Source organism: Micromonospora yongxingensis (assembly GCF_052601155.1).
Genome location: NZ_JBQXEO010000023.1, coordinates 66,329 through 79,526, shown reverse-complemented (window position 1 = coordinate 79,526; position 13,198 = coordinate 66,329). Strand labels below are relative to the sequence as shown.

Annotated in this window: 13 protein-coding genes; 5 read left to right on the top strand and 8 right to left on the bottom strand. The window is 72.8% G+C overall.

What is annotated here, in order from left to right:
• Nucleotides 1-10: 10 nt before the first annotated feature.
• The 3 genes from ACTWLT_RS24515 to ACTWLT_RS24505 form a co-directional block, all read right to left on the bottom strand.
• Nucleotides 11-1,069 carry a PhoH family protein gene (locus ACTWLT_RS24515; RefSeq protein ID WP_252417929.1) on the bottom strand — a complete coding sequence of 353 codons (1,059 nt, stop codon included), beginning with the start codon at nt 1,067-1,069 and terminating at the stop codon, nt 11-13.
• Nucleotides 1,070-1,200: 131 nt separating this feature from the next.
• The gene (locus ACTWLT_RS24510) at nt 1,201-2,598 is read right to left on the bottom strand and encodes a serine hydrolase domain-containing protein (protein WP_445320386.1); all 1,398 of its coding nucleotides are present in this window, start codon (nt 2,596-2,598) and stop codon (nt 1,201-1,203) included.
• On the bottom strand, nt 2,595-2,954 hold the full coding sequence (locus ACTWLT_RS24505) for a histidine triad nucleotide-binding protein (RefSeq protein ID WP_252417931.1): 360 nt from the start codon (nt 2,952-2,954) through the stop codon (nt 2,595-2,597). Before ACTWLT_RS24505 ends, ACTWLT_RS24510 begins: the two co-directional genes overlap by 4 nt.
• 92 nt (nt 2,955-3,046) lie before the next feature.
• Between ACTWLT_RS24505 and ACTWLT_RS24500 the strand changes: the two genes are divergently transcribed.
• Nucleotides 3,047-3,808, top strand: coding sequence for an SDR family NAD(P)-dependent oxidoreductase (locus ACTWLT_RS24500; RefSeq protein WP_445320385.1), 762 nt, complete (start codon nt 3,047-3,049; stop codon nt 3,806-3,808).
• Nucleotides 3,809-3,982: 174 nt separating this feature from the next.
• Here ACTWLT_RS24500 and ACTWLT_RS24495 read toward each other — a convergent pair whose 3' ends face one another.
• The 3 genes from ACTWLT_RS24495 to hrcA form a co-directional block, all read right to left on the bottom strand.
• Nucleotides 3,983-4,717: a 16S rRNA (uracil(1498)-N(3))-methyltransferase gene (locus tag ACTWLT_RS24495; protein WP_445320384.1), complete on the bottom strand. Its 735-nt coding sequence runs from the start codon at nt 4,715-4,717 to the stop codon at nt 3,983-3,985.
• Between the two features lie 23 nt (nt 4,718-4,740).
• Nucleotides 4,741-5,886 (bottom strand): molecular chaperone DnaJ, encoded by a 1,146-nt coding sequence (dnaJ, locus tag ACTWLT_RS24490; RefSeq protein WP_252417984.1) that lies wholly within the window; start codon nt 5,884-5,886, stop codon nt 4,741-4,743.
• A 73-nt stretch (nt 5,887-5,959) separates the two neighbouring features.
• Nucleotides 5,960-6,982, bottom strand: coding sequence for a heat-inducible transcriptional repressor HrcA (gene hrcA / locus ACTWLT_RS24485; protein WP_445320383.1), 1,023 nt, complete (start codon nt 6,980-6,982; stop codon nt 5,960-5,962).
• Between the two features lie 223 nt (nt 6,983-7,205).
• Here hrcA and ACTWLT_RS24480 point away from each other — a divergent pair, with 223 nt between their 5' ends.
• Nucleotides 7,206-7,847: a DUF4870 domain-containing protein gene (locus ACTWLT_RS24480; RefSeq protein ID WP_445320382.1), complete on the top strand. Its 642-nt coding sequence runs from the start codon at nt 7,206-7,208 to the stop codon at nt 7,845-7,847.
• A gap of 60 nt (nt 7,848-7,907) precedes the next feature.
• On the opposite strand, the gene hemW is transcribed toward ACTWLT_RS24480, so the two are convergent.
• Nucleotides 7,908-9,131 (bottom strand): radical SAM family heme chaperone HemW, encoded by a 1,224-nt coding sequence (hemW, locus tag ACTWLT_RS24475; protein WP_445320408.1) that lies wholly within the window; start codon nt 9,129-9,131, stop codon nt 7,908-7,910.
• 19 nt (nt 9,132-9,150) lie between these two features.
• Between hemW and ACTWLT_RS24470 the strand changes: the two genes are divergently transcribed.
• The 3 genes from ACTWLT_RS24470 to ACTWLT_RS24460 all read left to right on the top strand — a co-directional run bounded on the left by ACTWLT_RS24470 (nt 9,151) and on the right by ACTWLT_RS24460 (nt 12,423).
• The gene (locus tag ACTWLT_RS24470; protein WP_445320381.1) at nt 9,151-9,939 is read left to right on the top strand and encodes an enoyl-CoA hydratase-related protein; all 789 of its coding nucleotides are present in this window, start codon (nt 9,151-9,153) and stop codon (nt 9,937-9,939) included.
• Between the two features lie 498 nt (nt 9,940-10,437).
• On the top strand, nt 10,438-11,298 hold the full coding sequence (locus ACTWLT_RS24465) for a hypothetical protein (protein ID WP_445320380.1): 861 nt from the start codon (nt 10,438-10,440) through the stop codon (nt 11,296-11,298).
• Between the two features lie 222 nt (nt 11,299-11,520).
• Nucleotides 11,521-12,423, top strand: a complete 903-nt coding sequence (locus ACTWLT_RS24460; protein WP_252417939.1) for a phytanoyl-CoA dioxygenase family protein — start codon at nt 11,521-11,523, stop codon at nt 12,421-12,423.
• Between the two features lie 66 nt (nt 12,424-12,489).
• Here ACTWLT_RS24460 and ACTWLT_RS24455 read toward each other — a convergent pair whose 3' ends face one another.
• Nucleotides 12,490-13,131, bottom strand: a complete 642-nt coding sequence (locus tag ACTWLT_RS24455) for an MOSC domain-containing protein (protein ID WP_445320379.1) — start codon at nt 13,129-13,131, stop codon at nt 12,490-12,492.
• Nucleotides 13,132-13,198 lie beyond the last annotated feature (67 nt).

The window sequence follows — 13,198 nt, the reverse complement described above, 5'->3', positions numbered from 1 at the left end:
TTCCTCTGCTTTAGCGGCGTCGGCCGGCCCGGCCGCCCTGGGCGGGTCGCCCGGGCACGGCGTGGACGCCCTGCGCCTGCTGGTTCTCCCGCTCGGCGTCCCAGCGGGCGTACGCGTCGACGATCTGCCCGACCAGCTGGTGGCGGACCACGTCGGAGCTGGACAACTGGGCGAAGTGCACGTCCTCGACGTTCTCCAGGATGTCCCGTACGACCCGCAGACCGCTGGTCGTCCCGCCGGGAAGGTCCACCTGGGTGACGTCACCGGTGACGACGATCTTGGAGTTGAAGCCGAGCCGGGTGAGGAACATCTTCATCTGCTCGGGCGTCGTGTTCTGCGCCTCGTCCAGGATGATGAACGCGTCGTTGAGGGTCCGGCCACGCATGTACGCCAGCGGGGCGACCTCGATGGTGCCCGCCGCCATCAGCTTCGGGATCGACTCCGGGTCGAGCATGTCGTGCAGCGCGTCGTAGAGCGGGCGCAGGTACGGGTCGATCTTCTCGTTCAGCGTGCCGGGCAGGAAGCCCAGCCGCTCACCCGCCTCGACCGCCGGCCGGGTCAGGATGATCCGGTTGACCTGCTTGGCCTGCAACGCCTGGACGGCCTTCGCCATCGCCAGGTAGGTCTTGCCGGTGCCGGCAGGGCCGATGCCGAAGACGATGGTGTGCGAGTCGATCGCGTCGACATACCGCTTCTGCCCGAGGGTCTTGGGACGGATGGTGCGCCCGCGCCGGGAGAGGATGTTGAGCGTCAGAACCTCGGCCGGCCGCTCGGCGCTGCCCTGCTCGAGCATGCCGACGGTACGTTTCACCGCGTCAGTGGTCAGGGTCTCGCCTTTCTCGATGAGTTCGAGCAGCTCACTGAAAACCCGCTCGGCGAGGGCATTGTCCGCGGGGGCACCGGTGATGGTGATCTCGTTGCCCCGGACGTGCACGTCACTGGTGACCGAGCGTTCGACGAGTCGTAGGATCTCGTCACCCGCGCCGAGGAGATTGACCATGATCTTCGAGTCGGGCACGGTGATCCTGGTCTGCACCCGGGGCGGGCCGGGAGGTGGGGTGCCGGTCATAAGTTGGGCCGAAGGGCCCTGCGCACCTGCTCTCGATCTCAGCGCCGGCCCTGCTGGCACGGCGTGCGGACGTTACACCCATCGTATCCGTTCAACGCGGCCCGCATCGCTCCCATTTCCGCTGGCCGCGATCAACCCCCGGCCCGGAAGTCGTACCGGTCGAAGCTCTCCTGGTGGCGGGTGAACCGGTACGTCGCCCAGTGCATCCGGACCACCGTGCCGGCCTCGTCCCGCGTCAGCCGCAGCAGTTCCCCGGTCTCGCGCCCGGAGACCGTGCGGAACACGTCCGGGCGGTCCGGCAGGGGGGTGAAGACCGCCGGAGGGCGTCCCGCCGGGTCGCCGGCCCCACGTGCCCGCAGCGTGCCGTCGTGCCAGGAGAAGACGTACTCGAAACCCTCACCCCACCAGCGGCCGAGCACGCCCCGCAGGGCCGCCGGAGCGGGCGGGCCGGGCCGCCAGGGCTCGATCTCGGCCGGGTCGTGCTCGACCGCCGCGGCGAGCAGTTGGTGCGGCAGGTCGAACAGCTCGGCCGCCGTGCCGGACGAGCCGAGCACGGCCGCGCCCATCGCGCCCGCCGTGCCGTCGCCACCCCGGCGGCCGTAGACCGCCGCCAGGAAACCGGGCATCGCCCCGTCGTGCCCCACGTGCACCACCCGTTCGCCCTGCGGGACCAGGATCAGCCCCAGCCCGAAGCCGGCACCCCAGAGCGTCTCGTCGGTGGTGGTCACCGGCCAGCGCATCTCGTCCAGGGTGGTGGGGGCGAGCACCGCGCCGGTCGGGTCCAGCGCCGCCGGGTCGGCGAGGAACGCCGCCCAGCGGGCCATGTCGGTGGCGGTGCTCCAGAGCTGGGCTGCCGGGCCGACCCCGCCGAAGTCGGTCGGCGGCTCCGGGTGAGCCTCGTCGGAGTACGCGTCGACCAGGAACCCGGTGGCCGCGGCCGGCCCCGGAGTCACGGTGGTGTCGGTCAGTCCCAGTGGCGTCAGGACCCGCTCGCCGAGCACCTCCGCCCAGCTGCCGCCGCGCAGCCGGGCGACGAGCTGCCCGAGTACGGCCACGCCGAGGTTGGAGTAGTGGAAGCGGCGGGCCGGCGGCAACACCCGCTCGGCCCGGGCCAGCTCGGCGACCAGTTCGTCGGCGTCCGGCGCGCGCAGGGTGTCCCACACGTCGCCGAACGGCTCGCGCTGCAGGCCGCCGGTGTGCGACAGCAGCCGGCGGACGGTCAGCTCCCCGTGCGCCGGCAGGTCCAGGTGCCGGCCCACCGGGTCGTCCAGGTCGAGCAGTCCGTCGTCGCGGCACTGGAGGGTGAGCGCCGCGGTGAACGTCTTGGTGACCGAGCCGATGCGGAACTGGGTACGCGGCCCCAGCGCGTCGTCGGTGCCGGTGCCGCCGACGGTGCACTGCCACAGCGGCCGGTCCGCCCGGTGCAGCGCCGCCGACACCGCCGGTACGCGCGCGTCGGCCTGCACCCGCCGGACCAGTCGTCCCAACCGCTCGTCCACGCGGCTGTCCGGCGCCGGCCCCGCGTTCACGCCAGGTCCCGGGCGAGCATCGGCCCGAGCGGAGCGCCACCGAGCAGGTGCGCGTGCGCGTGGAACACCTCCTGCCCGCCGTACGCGCCGGTGTTGAACATCAACCGGAAACCGTCGCCGAGCAACCCCTCGTCGTCGGCCACGGCGGCGGCCGTGGCCAGCACCTCACCGGCCAGTGCCGGGTCACCCTCGGCGAGGGTGGCCACGTCGGCGTAGTGCTCCTTCGGAATGATCAGCACGTGCACCGGCGCCTTCGGGCCGATGTCCCGGAAGGCGAGCGTCGTGGCGGTCTCCCGGACCACGGTGGCCGGGATCTCCCCGGCGACGATGCGGCAGAACAGGCAGTCGGATCCCATCGGGGCAGTCTAAGGAAGGTGCCCCGGGCGACGCCGCCGGTGGCGGAAGGGTCCCTTCCCGACGTTCGCGCCCCTACGGCAGGATGCCGTGCATGACGGATCGGGCGGTACTGGTGACCGGAGCCTCGCGCGGGATCGGACGGGCGGTGGCGGCGGCTTTCGCAGCCAGCGGCGACCGGGTGGCGATCCACCACCGCGACTCGGCGGACGCCGCCGAGGAGGTGCGCGCGCACCTGCCCGGAACGGGTCACGTCGTGGTCCGCGCCGACCTCACCGAACCGGAGGCGGTACGGGCCATGGTCGACCGGGCCGCCGAGCTGCTCGGCGGGATCGACGTGCTGGTCAACAACGCCGGGATGTACGGCGGCCGGGACGATCCGCACCCGGTCTTCGGCGCCTCCTACGAAGAGTGGCAGCGGCGCTGGCGGCAGGTGCTGGAGACCAACCTGACCGGCGCCGGCAACGTCACCTGGTGCGCCGCCCAGCACATGCGGGAGCGCGGCGGCCGGATCGTCAACGTCTCGTCCCGCGGCGCGTTCCGAGGTGAGCCGCAGCAGCCGGCGTACGGCGCCAGCAAGGCGGGGCTGAACGCCCTGGGCCAGTCGCTGGCCGTGGCACTCGCGCCGTACGGCATCGCGGTGGCCACCGTCGCGCCGGGTTACGTGGCCACCGACATGACCACCGATCACCTGAGCGGTGAGGGCGGCGCGGCGATCCGCGCGCAGAGCCCGTTCGACCGGGTCGCCCAGCCGGAGGAGATCGCCGCCGCGGTGCACTGGCTGGCCTCGCCCCAGGCCGAGTGGGCCTCCGGCACCATCGTCGACCTCAACGGCGCCTCCTACCTCCGCAGCTGAACCCCGGGCGCGCCGAGTCGCCACCCTGCTCATCGCGCCCTTTGCTCTGCTTCAACCACCGCAACACGTGATGACCGTCGGTGGTGCGTCCGTTGAAGCAGAGCAAAGGGCGCAGGCAGGTGGGTCGGGGGCCGCGCCTGGCCGTCCGGCGTGCGTAGACGCTCGGAGGCCGGACTACCAGCGGTTGAGGCGGGTGGCGAGCACGCTGAGTGCCGCCACGCCCGCCGTGGAGGTGCGGAGCACCGTCGGGCCGAGTCGTACGGGCCGGGCACCGGCCTCGCGGAACGCGGTCAACTCGGCCGTGTCGATGCCGCCCTCGGGGCCGACCACCAGGACGATCTCCCCGGTCGAGGGCAGGTCGGCGGTGGTCAGCCGCTCCTCGGCCTCCTCGTGCAGCACGAACCCGGCGGCGGCGCCCGCGATCCGGCGGGCCACCGTCGCGGTGGACTCGTCCGGTGCGCCGGCCACCACCGGCAGCCAGGGCCGGCGGGCCTGCTTGGCGGCCTCCCGGGCGGTGGCCACCCACTTCTCCCGGGCCCGTACGCCCCGGTCGCCACGCCACTGGGTCACCGAGCGGGCCGCCGCCCAGGGCACGATCTCGTCGACGCCGACCTCGGTCATCGCCTGCACGGCCAGCTCACCCCGGTCGCCCTTGGCGATGCCCTGCACGGTCACCAGTCGGGGTACGGGCGCGTCCGCGTACCCCCGGGAGGTGACGGTGAGTTCCAGGCTGCCCCGGCCGACGGCGGTGACCACCGCGGCCGCCGTGCCGCCCCGGCCGTCGGAGAGCAGCAACTCCTCGCCGACCCGCAACCGTTGCACGGTGGCGGCGTGGTGCCCCTCGGGACCGTCGAGGGTCAACGCGTCGGCGGTGGGCAGGGACTCGACCAGGAACAGCGGCGCGGACACGATGATCAGGCTAGCCGCGCCGGTCAGGCGTGGCCGTTGAACGCGTCGCGCATCCGCGAGAAGAAGCCGCCCTGCTTGCTCAGCTCGGCGACCTCCTCGCCGCGGGTCTTGGCGAAGTCGCGCAGCATCCGCTCCTGGTCCGGGTCGAGCTTCGTCGGCGTCCGGACGTCCAGGTGGACGTAGAGGTCGCCCCGGCCGGTGCCCCGCAGGTGCGGCACGCCGCGGGCACGCAGCCGCAGGGTGCTGGCCGGCTGGGTGCCGGCCTTGACGTCGACCGTCTCCTCGCTGTCCAGCGTCTTGATGGTCAGCCGGGTGCCCAGTGCCGCCGCGGTCATCGGCACGGTGACCCGGCAGTGCAGGTCGTCGCCCTTGCGGGAGTACACGTCGTGCGGCCGCTCGTGGATCTCCACGTAGAGGTCACCGGCGGTGCCGCCACCCGGACCCACCTCGCCCTGCTGGGCCAGCCGGATCCGCATGCCGTCCTCGACGCCGGCCGGGATCTTGACGGTCAGCGAGCGGCGGGTCCGCACCCGGCCGTCGCCGGCGCAGGTGGGGCAGGGGTGCGGGATGGTGGTGCCGTAGCCCTGGCAGACGGTGCACGGTCGGGCGGAGACCACCTGGCCGAGGAAGGTGCGCTGCACCGACTGCACCTCGCCCCGACCCCCGCACGCCTCACAGGTGGCCAGGTGGGTGCCGGCGGCCGTTCCGGCGCCGGAACAGGTGGTGCAGAGCACCGCGGTGTCGACGGTGATCGGGGCCTCGACGCCGAACGCCGTCTCGTGCAGGTCCAACTCCAGCCGCAGGATCGCGTCGGCGCCCGGCCGGGTCCGCGGGCGCGGACCACGCGCGCCGCCCCCCGCGCCGCCGAAGAACGCGTCCATGATGTCCTGGAAACCGACGAACGGGCCGGCACCGCCGGGACCGCCCGGACCACCGGCGCCGCCGCCACCCGGGGCGAGCGGGTCGCCACCCAGGTCGACGATCTGCCGCTTGCGGTCGTCCGAGAGGACCTCGTACGCGGCGTTGATGTCCTTGAACTTCTCCTGTGCCTCCGGGTCCGGATTGACGTCCGGGTGGAACTGGCGCGCCAGCTTGCGGTAGGCGCGCTTGATCTCGTCGTCGGAGGCTTCCCGGCTCACACCGAGGATGCCGTAGTAGTCCCTGGCCACTGCGTTCCGTGTCCTCATGTTCGTCTCGCGTTGCGCCGGTCGGCGGCCGCAGCCGGCCGTCGGCCCTGACTGGTCAGTTCTGGGCCAGCAGCTCGCCCACGTAGCGTGCCACGGCGCGCACCGTGGCGATGGTGCCGGGGTAGTCCATGCGGGTGGGCCCCAGCACCCCCAGGCCGCCCACGATGGTGGCGCCCGGGCCGTACCCCGTGCTGACCACCGAGGCGGCGCGCAGGTTGTCGAACTCGTTCTCGTCGCCGATGAGCACCCGGGTGGTGCTCGGCTCGGTCTCGCCGATGAGCTTGAGCAGCACGACCTCCTCCTCGAGCGCCTCGAGGATCGGCCGCAGGGAGCCCTGGAAGTCGAGCAGGCCGCCGCGGGTGAGGTTGGCGGTGCCGGCCAGCGCGATCCGCTCCTCGTGCCGCTCGACCAGCGTCTCGAGCAGCACCGTGGCGAGGGTGGCCATCGTCGGGCGCAGCTCGGGCGACGCCTCGTCGACCAGCGTCTGCACCAGCGGCGGCGTGTCGGACAGGCGGGCGCCGGCGAGCTTCTCGTTGACCAGCCGGCGCAGGTCGGTGACGTCGTCGGCGGGCACCGGCCCGGGCAGCTCCACGAGCCGCTGCTCCACCCGCCCGGTGTCGGCGATCATGACGAGCATCAGCCGGGTGGTGGAGATCGGCACCAGCTCCAGGTGCCGCACCGAGGAGCGGGCCAGGCTCGGGTACTGCACGACTGCCACCTGCCGGGTCAGCTGCGCGAGCAGCCGCACCGTGCGGTGCACCACGTCGTCGAGGTCGACCGCGCCGACCAGGAAGCGCTCGATGGCCCGGCGCTCGGCCGGGCTGAGCGGCTTGACCCGGGACAGCCGGTCGACGAAGAGCCGGTAGCCGCGGTCGGTGGGCACCCGCCCCGCACTGGTGTGCGGCTGCCGGATGTAGCCCTCCTCCTCCAGCACGGCCATGTCGTTGCGGACCGTGGCCGGGGACACACCAAGCTGGTGCCGCTCGACCAGCGCCTTGCTGCCGACGGGCTCCTGGGTGGAGACGTAGTCCTCGACGATGGCGCGGAGCACGGCGAGCTTGCGGTCGTCGAGACCCATCCTCCGCACCTCCTGTCGCACGTCGGCCGCCGGCCACGGTGGGGTCGGCGGGCCGTCCTGGCACTCGACTGTAGCGAGTGCCAGTCTACGTCGGCGTGCCCGCCAGCGCGATGATCAACGACGCACCGTCGGTGCGGCCCGGGACGCCGGGTGGCCGAGCGGCCTGCCGGGCCGGCGGTGTCGCTCTGGTGCGCCGTTGCCGTGGACCCCTACCGTGACATCCATGACTGAACCTCCTCGCCCTCCCGGAGCGGGTGACCCCGGCAACTACCCGCCGGAGCCGACCTCCCCGGCCTCGTCCCCCTCGGCCGAGCCACCCACCGCACCACTGTCCGGGGCGCCCGCACCGGGCGGCTATCCCCCGGCCGGTGGCTATCCTCCGCCCACCGGTGACCAACCGCCGTCAGGCGGCTACCCTCCGCCCGGTGGCTACCCTCCGCCCGGTGGCTACCCTCCGCCCGGTGGCTTTCCTCCCGGCGGTTATCCGACCGGTGGCGCGTACGGCCCGCCCGCCGGTGGCTTCGCCAACAACGAGGACAAGACCTGGGCCCTGGTCGCGCACTTCGGCGGCGCCGTCGGCGCCCTGATCAGCTTCGGCCCGCTGGGCTTCGTCGCCCCGCTGGTGGCCTACCTGGCCCGTGGCCAGCAGTCGCCGACCGTCCGGGCGCACGCCCTGGCCGCGCTGAACTTCCAGATCCTCTGGTCGATCATCGCGTTCGTGCTGCTCTTCGTGAGCTGGTGCCTGCTCTTCCTGCCCAGCATCGCGGTGGTGGTGATCCAGATCCTGTTCGGCATCATCGCCGGGATCAAGGCCAACGAGGGCACGCCTTACCGCTACCCGATGTCCGCCAACTTCATCAAGTGACCGGGTCGGCCGCTCCCCCGGCCGGCCCGGCGCACCGTCACCCGCGGCGGTGCGACCGGGTCAGGGAAGCAGGTCGCGGACCACGGCGTCGGCGAGGAGCCGGCCCCGCAGGGTGAGCACCGCCCGGCCGGCCGCGTACTCCGGGGCGGCCAGCAGGCCGTCGGCCAGCGCCCGCTCGGCGCCGGCCCGGCCGGTGGCGTCGAGCACCCCCAGCGGCAGCCCGCTGGCCAGTCGCAGCCGCAGCATCACGTCCTCCATGTGCGCCTCGTCGACCGTGAGCACCTCCCGGGCGAGGCCGGGAGACGCGCCGGCGGCCAGCCGCTGGGCGTACGCCGACGGGTGCTTCACGTTCCACCAGCGCACCCCGCCGACGTGGCTGTGCGCCCCCGGCCCGAGCCCCCACCAGTCGGCGCCGGTCCAGTAGAGCAGGTTGTGTCGGCACCGGGCCTCGTCGGTGCGCGCCCAGTTGGAGACCTCGTACCAGGACAGGCCGGCCGCGCCGAGGGCGGCCTCCGCGGCCAGGTAGCGGTCCGCGGCGACGTCGTCGCTGGGGTACGGCAGCTCGCCGCGACGCATCCGCGCGGCCAGCCGGGTGCCGTCCTCCACGATCAGGGCGTACGCGCTGACGTGGTCCACCCCGGCGGCGACCACCTGCTCCAGCGAGGCGGCGAAGTCCTCGGCCCGCTCCCCCGGAGTGCCGTAGATCAGGTCGAGGTTGACGTGGTCGAACCCTGCGTCGCGCGCCTCCAGGGCGGCGGCGGTGGCCCGACCCGCGCTGTGCCTGCGGTCGAGGATCGCCAGCACCCCGGGTGCGGCGGACTGCATGCCCAGCGAGATCCGGGTGTAGCCGGCGGCCCGCAGCACCTTCAGCGATTCCGGGGTGACCGACTCCGGGTTGGCCTCGGTGGTCACCTCGACGTCGGCGGCCAGCCCCCAGGTGCGGTCGATGCCGTCGAGGATGCGGGCCAGGTCGTCGGCGGGGAGCAGCGTGGGCGTGCCGCCGCCGACGAAGACCGTGTCGACGCGGGGCGGTGGGCTGTCGCCGAGCACCCGGGCGGCGAGGGCCAGCTCGGCCAGCACGGTGTCGGCGTACCCCTCGCGGCTGGCGCCACCGCCGAGCTCGGCGGCCGTGTAGGTGTTGAAGTCGCAGTAGCCGCAGCGGCTGGCGCAGAAGGGCACGTGCACGTACACGCCGAAGCCGCGCTCGCCGACCGCGGCGGTGGCGGTGGCGGGCAGCGATCCGTCGACGGGGACGGTCTCACCATCTGGAAGGACGCCGGGCATGGCCACTAGTGTGCCCGGCATGACCTCTCCCGACGTCCTCGTGCGGGTCGCCACGGCCCCTGGGGTGACCACCCTCACCCTGGACAGCCCGCACAACCGCAATGCGCTCTCCACCGGTCTGATGACCCAGCTGCTGGCCGGGCTGGCCGACGCGGTGGCCGACGACGCGGTCCGGGTGATCGTGCTCGACCACACCGGCCCGGTCTTCTGCTCGGGTGCCGACCTGAAGGAGACCGCTGCGGCGTACGCCAGCGGGACGGTGCCGGCCGGGATGCTGGGCGACGTGCTCGCGGCGCTCTGGGAGTGCCCGAAGCCGGTGCTGGCTCGGGTGGCCGGGCCGGCGCGGGCCGGCGGGCTGGGCCTGATCGCCGCCGCGGACCTGGCGGTCTGCGCCGAGGAGGCGACGTTCGCCTTCACCGAGGTGCGGATCGGGGTGATCCCGGCGGTGATCTCGGCGACCGTGCTCCCCCGGCTGCACCCGCGTGCGGCCGCCGAGCTGTACCTGACCGGGGACACCTTCGACGGCCGGCGGGCGGCCGAGATCGGTCTGGTCACCGCGGCGGTGCCGGCGGACGGGCTGGACGCGGCGGTACACCGGTACTGCGACTCGTTGGTGCGGGGCGCGCCGGGTGCGCTGGCCGGCGCGAAGGAGCTGCTGCGCCAACCGGGCACGGCCGAGCTGCGCGCTGAGCTGGCGCGGCTGTCCGCTCTGTCGACGGGCTACTTCCTCTCGGACGAGGGACGCGAGGGGGTCACCGCGTTCCGGGAGAAACGACCGGCGCGCTGGGTGCCCGCTCTCGACGTCTGAGCGCTCCGGGTGGCGTTGCTGTGTGCGTCCTTTGCTCTGCTTCAACCGGCGCACCACTCGCTGTCCGAATAGCGGACGTTTGATGGTGCGTCCGGTGAAGCAGAGCAAAGGGCCTCGATGAGGGTCGGGGTGCCGCCCGGGAACGGCGGCACCCCGGAGCCCGTCACCACGCGGTAGCGCCGCCGTCGACCGGGTAGTTCGCCCCGGTGATGTACGACGCCCGGTCGGACGCGAGGAAGACCGGACGCGCGAGACAGGCCGAAGCCGGGCGAGCGTCAGACGGCTGGCACGGATCGGTGCGGGCAGCCCGAATGCGGTGAGAACGCCCAAGCCCCGATTGTCGGCGAATTCAGCCGGACGGAAGGCGATATGGCAGGTGAGACCGGTGCCGAAGCGGGAACCTCGGGGTGAGCTGCGCCGGGCGGCCAGGTCGAAACCGGTCGGACGACCCGGACCGGTCGCGGAGGGACGTACGCTTGTCGGACTGTCGATGTGGGGGTGTGGGTGCGAACTCGGGCAGCCGTGGCGGGTGGAGTGGTTCTCATCCTCGTCGCCGTGATCGCAGTCTGGCTCGTCGTGCGGCAGGTGGGGGACCGTCTGCAGCTGCCACTGTCGGCGCGGAAGTGCACGGTCCAGGCCGACGGCCGGGTGGCCCTGGACGCCGACCAGATGGCCAACGCGGCGACCATCGCGGCGATCGGTGCGCAGCGTGGGATGCCGGAGCGGGCCGTCGTGGTCGCGCTGGCCACCGCGTACCAGGAGTCGGGGCTGCGCAACCTCGCCGACGGCGACCGTGACTCGGTCGGCCTGTTCCAGCAGCGCCCGAGCCAGGGCTGGGGCACCCCGACGCAGATCCGCGACCCGCGCTACGCGGCGAACCGCTTCTACGCCGCACTGAAGAAGGTGCGGGGCTGGGAGAAGATGCGGGTCACCGACGCCGCGCAGCGCGTGCAGCGCTCAGCCTTCCCCGAGGCGTACCAGAAGTGGGCCGACGACTCCGAGGTGCTCAGCCGGGCGCTGCTGGGCGACGCCACCGGCGCGGTCGCCTGCACGGTGGGGCGTACCCCGGTAATGCGCGGCGCGGCGGCGGCAGCGCAGCTGACCCGCAACCTGATGCTGGACTGGGGGTTGTCCGGCACGGACACGGCCGGGCAGACCGGGCTGGCGGTGACCGCGGGCGACCAGCGCGACGGCTGGCGGTACGCGCACTGGCTGGTGTCGCACGCCCAGGACCACGGGGTGAAGCGGGTCCGCTTCGGCGACCTGGAATGGACCGCCCGGAACGGCACGTGGGGCCAGGTGACCGGCGAGCAGGGTGCGACCGGCCAGGTGGTGGCCGAGGTGTTCGCCGAAGGGTGACCGGGCCCGGATCTCTTAACCGGCAGTCACCGCACAATCGGACAAAACCCTTCAAAACGCCTTATTGATTGTCGAAATATCACTCTGCGGAGCGGTTTCGCTTCATATGGTCCGGCAGCGGTTCTTTCCTGCCGCGCGCACTCCCCGACGCCGAGGTGATCGCGTTACGATCGGCGGCCTGTGCCAGAAATGGTTCCACCTCATGGGGAGGGGTACGACACGGTGTTCGATTACGGCGACCGGACCGGCTACGAACCGATCAGCGACACTGACCGCAAGGAGTTCCACGAGCAGGGCTTCCTCCTGCTGCGCAACGTCCTGACGGAGGACCACCGGGCGGCGCTGGAGGCGGCCGTGGACCGCGTCTACGCGGAGGAGCAGGCCAAGGGCAACACCAAGAAGGACGGCACGCTGCACCTGCTGGGCTTCCTGGAGCGCGACGAGCTCTTCGGCGAGCTGCTCACCCACCCGATCGCCTTCCCGTACATGTGGGGGCTGGCCGGCTGGAACATCTACACCCACCACAACCACCTGGACGTCACTCCCCCGGCCCTGGAGCCGGAGAAGCCGTACTGGGGTTGGCACCAGGACGGGTACCGCCAGAACTCCGACCCGGAGACCATGGACCCGAACCTGCCCCGCCCGATGTTCTCGCTCAAGGTCGCGTACGTGCTCTCCGACCTCTCCGAGACCGGTCGTGGCGCCACGAAGGTCATCCCGGGCAGCCACCTGTGGAACTCGCTGCCCCGGCCCGCCGACCTGAGCGTGCACAACCCCGACCCGGAGGGCACGGTGGAGATCACCGCCAACCCGGGCGACGCCTTCATCTTCGACCGCCGGCAGTGGCACTCCCGGTCGACGAACCTGTCGACCATCACCCGCAAGATGCTGTTCGTCGGCTACACCTACCGGTGGATCCGCCCGCTCGACGAGCTGCACCCCGACCTGGACGGCGAGTGGTACCGCAACCGCACGCCGGTGCAGCGCCAGCTGATCGGTGAGGGCACCCACACCGCGAACTACTGGGGCATCAACTGGGACGGGTACGTCGACGACGAGATCCCGCTGCGCAAGGAGCTCAAGGAGCGCGGTCTGCTGGACCGCAACATCCCCTGGCTCCGCTGACCCGCTGATCGGGAGCCCCTGTCATCCGACGATGGCAGGGGCTCCCGCGCGTCCGGCGGTTGTCCGTCAGCCGCGGCTGGCGAGTCGGCGGCGGGCCTTCTCCCGGATCGGCTCCGGCAGGTCCTCCGCGTCGAGCAGCCGGGGCAGCAACTCCGGTTCCAGGCTGGTCGCTCGGAACACCTCGCCGATGGTCACCCCGTGCGCGGGCCGCTCGACGACCTCGACCGGGTCGCCGGCACCCACCTCACCCTCGCGCAGCACCCGCAGGTAGGCCCCCGGGGTGGCACGCACGGTGAAGCGCCGGATCAGGTCGGGCATTCCCCAGAAGCCGGCGAACGTCGTGCAGGGGGTACGGGGCATGGTCACCTGGAGCACCGCCGTCCCGATCGCCCACTGCTCACCGATCACCGCCCCGGTCACGTCGATCGCGTAGGTGGTCACGTTCTCGCCGAACCCGCCGGGCCGGACGCCGCGGCCGATCTCCGTGGACCACCAGGCGGCGTCCTCCTCGGCGTACGCGTAGACGGCCTTGTCCGGCCCGCCGTGGTGGGCCCGCTCGCCGATGAAGTCGCCGGCCAGACCACCGGCGAGCACCGGCACCGGCCCGTCGACGGGTCGCTTGTCGATGCCGCTGCGACCGCTCGCGTCGCCGGCCCACTCCGCCTCGGTCACCACGCCGAGGTTCACCGATGCCACCCTGCCCGTCATGGCGATCAGCCTAGTGGCGACCCGGCGCCGGCCGCGTCCGCCGATCACCGCGCTCCGGCGTGCCGGC

Bases quoted from the DNA above. Each gene is read 5' to 3' on its own strand.
- ACTWLT_RS24470 (WP_445320381.1), top strand. From the start codon at position 9,151: ATGACCTCTCCCGACGTCCTCGTGCGGGTCGCCACGGCCCCTGGGGTG.
- ACTWLT_RS24505 (WP_252417931.1), bottom strand. From the start codon at position 2,954: ATGGGATCCGACTGCCTGTTCTGCCGCATCGTCGCCGGGGAGATCCCG.
- hrcA (WP_445320383.1), bottom strand. From the start codon at position 6,982: ATGGGTCTCGACGACCGCAAGCTCGCCGTGCTCCGCGCCATCGTCGAG.
- hemW (WP_445320408.1), bottom strand. From the start codon at position 9,131: ATGCCCGGCGTCCTTCCAGATGGTGAGACCGTCCCCGTCGACGGATCG.
- ACTWLT_RS24515 (WP_252417929.1), bottom strand. From the start codon at position 1,069: ATGACCGGCACCCCACCTCCCGGCCCGCCCCGGGTGCAGACCAGGATC.
- ACTWLT_RS24455 (WP_445320379.1), bottom strand. From the start codon at position 13,131: ATGACGGGCAGGGTGGCATCGGTGAACCTCGGCGTGGTGACCGAGGCG.
- ACTWLT_RS24480 (WP_445320382.1), top strand. From the start codon at position 7,206: ATGACTGAACCTCCTCGCCCTCCCGGAGCGGGTGACCCCGGCAACTAC.
- ACTWLT_RS24500 (WP_445320385.1), top strand. From the start codon at position 3,047: ATGACGGATCGGGCGGTACTGGTGACCGGAGCCTCGCGCGGGATCGGA.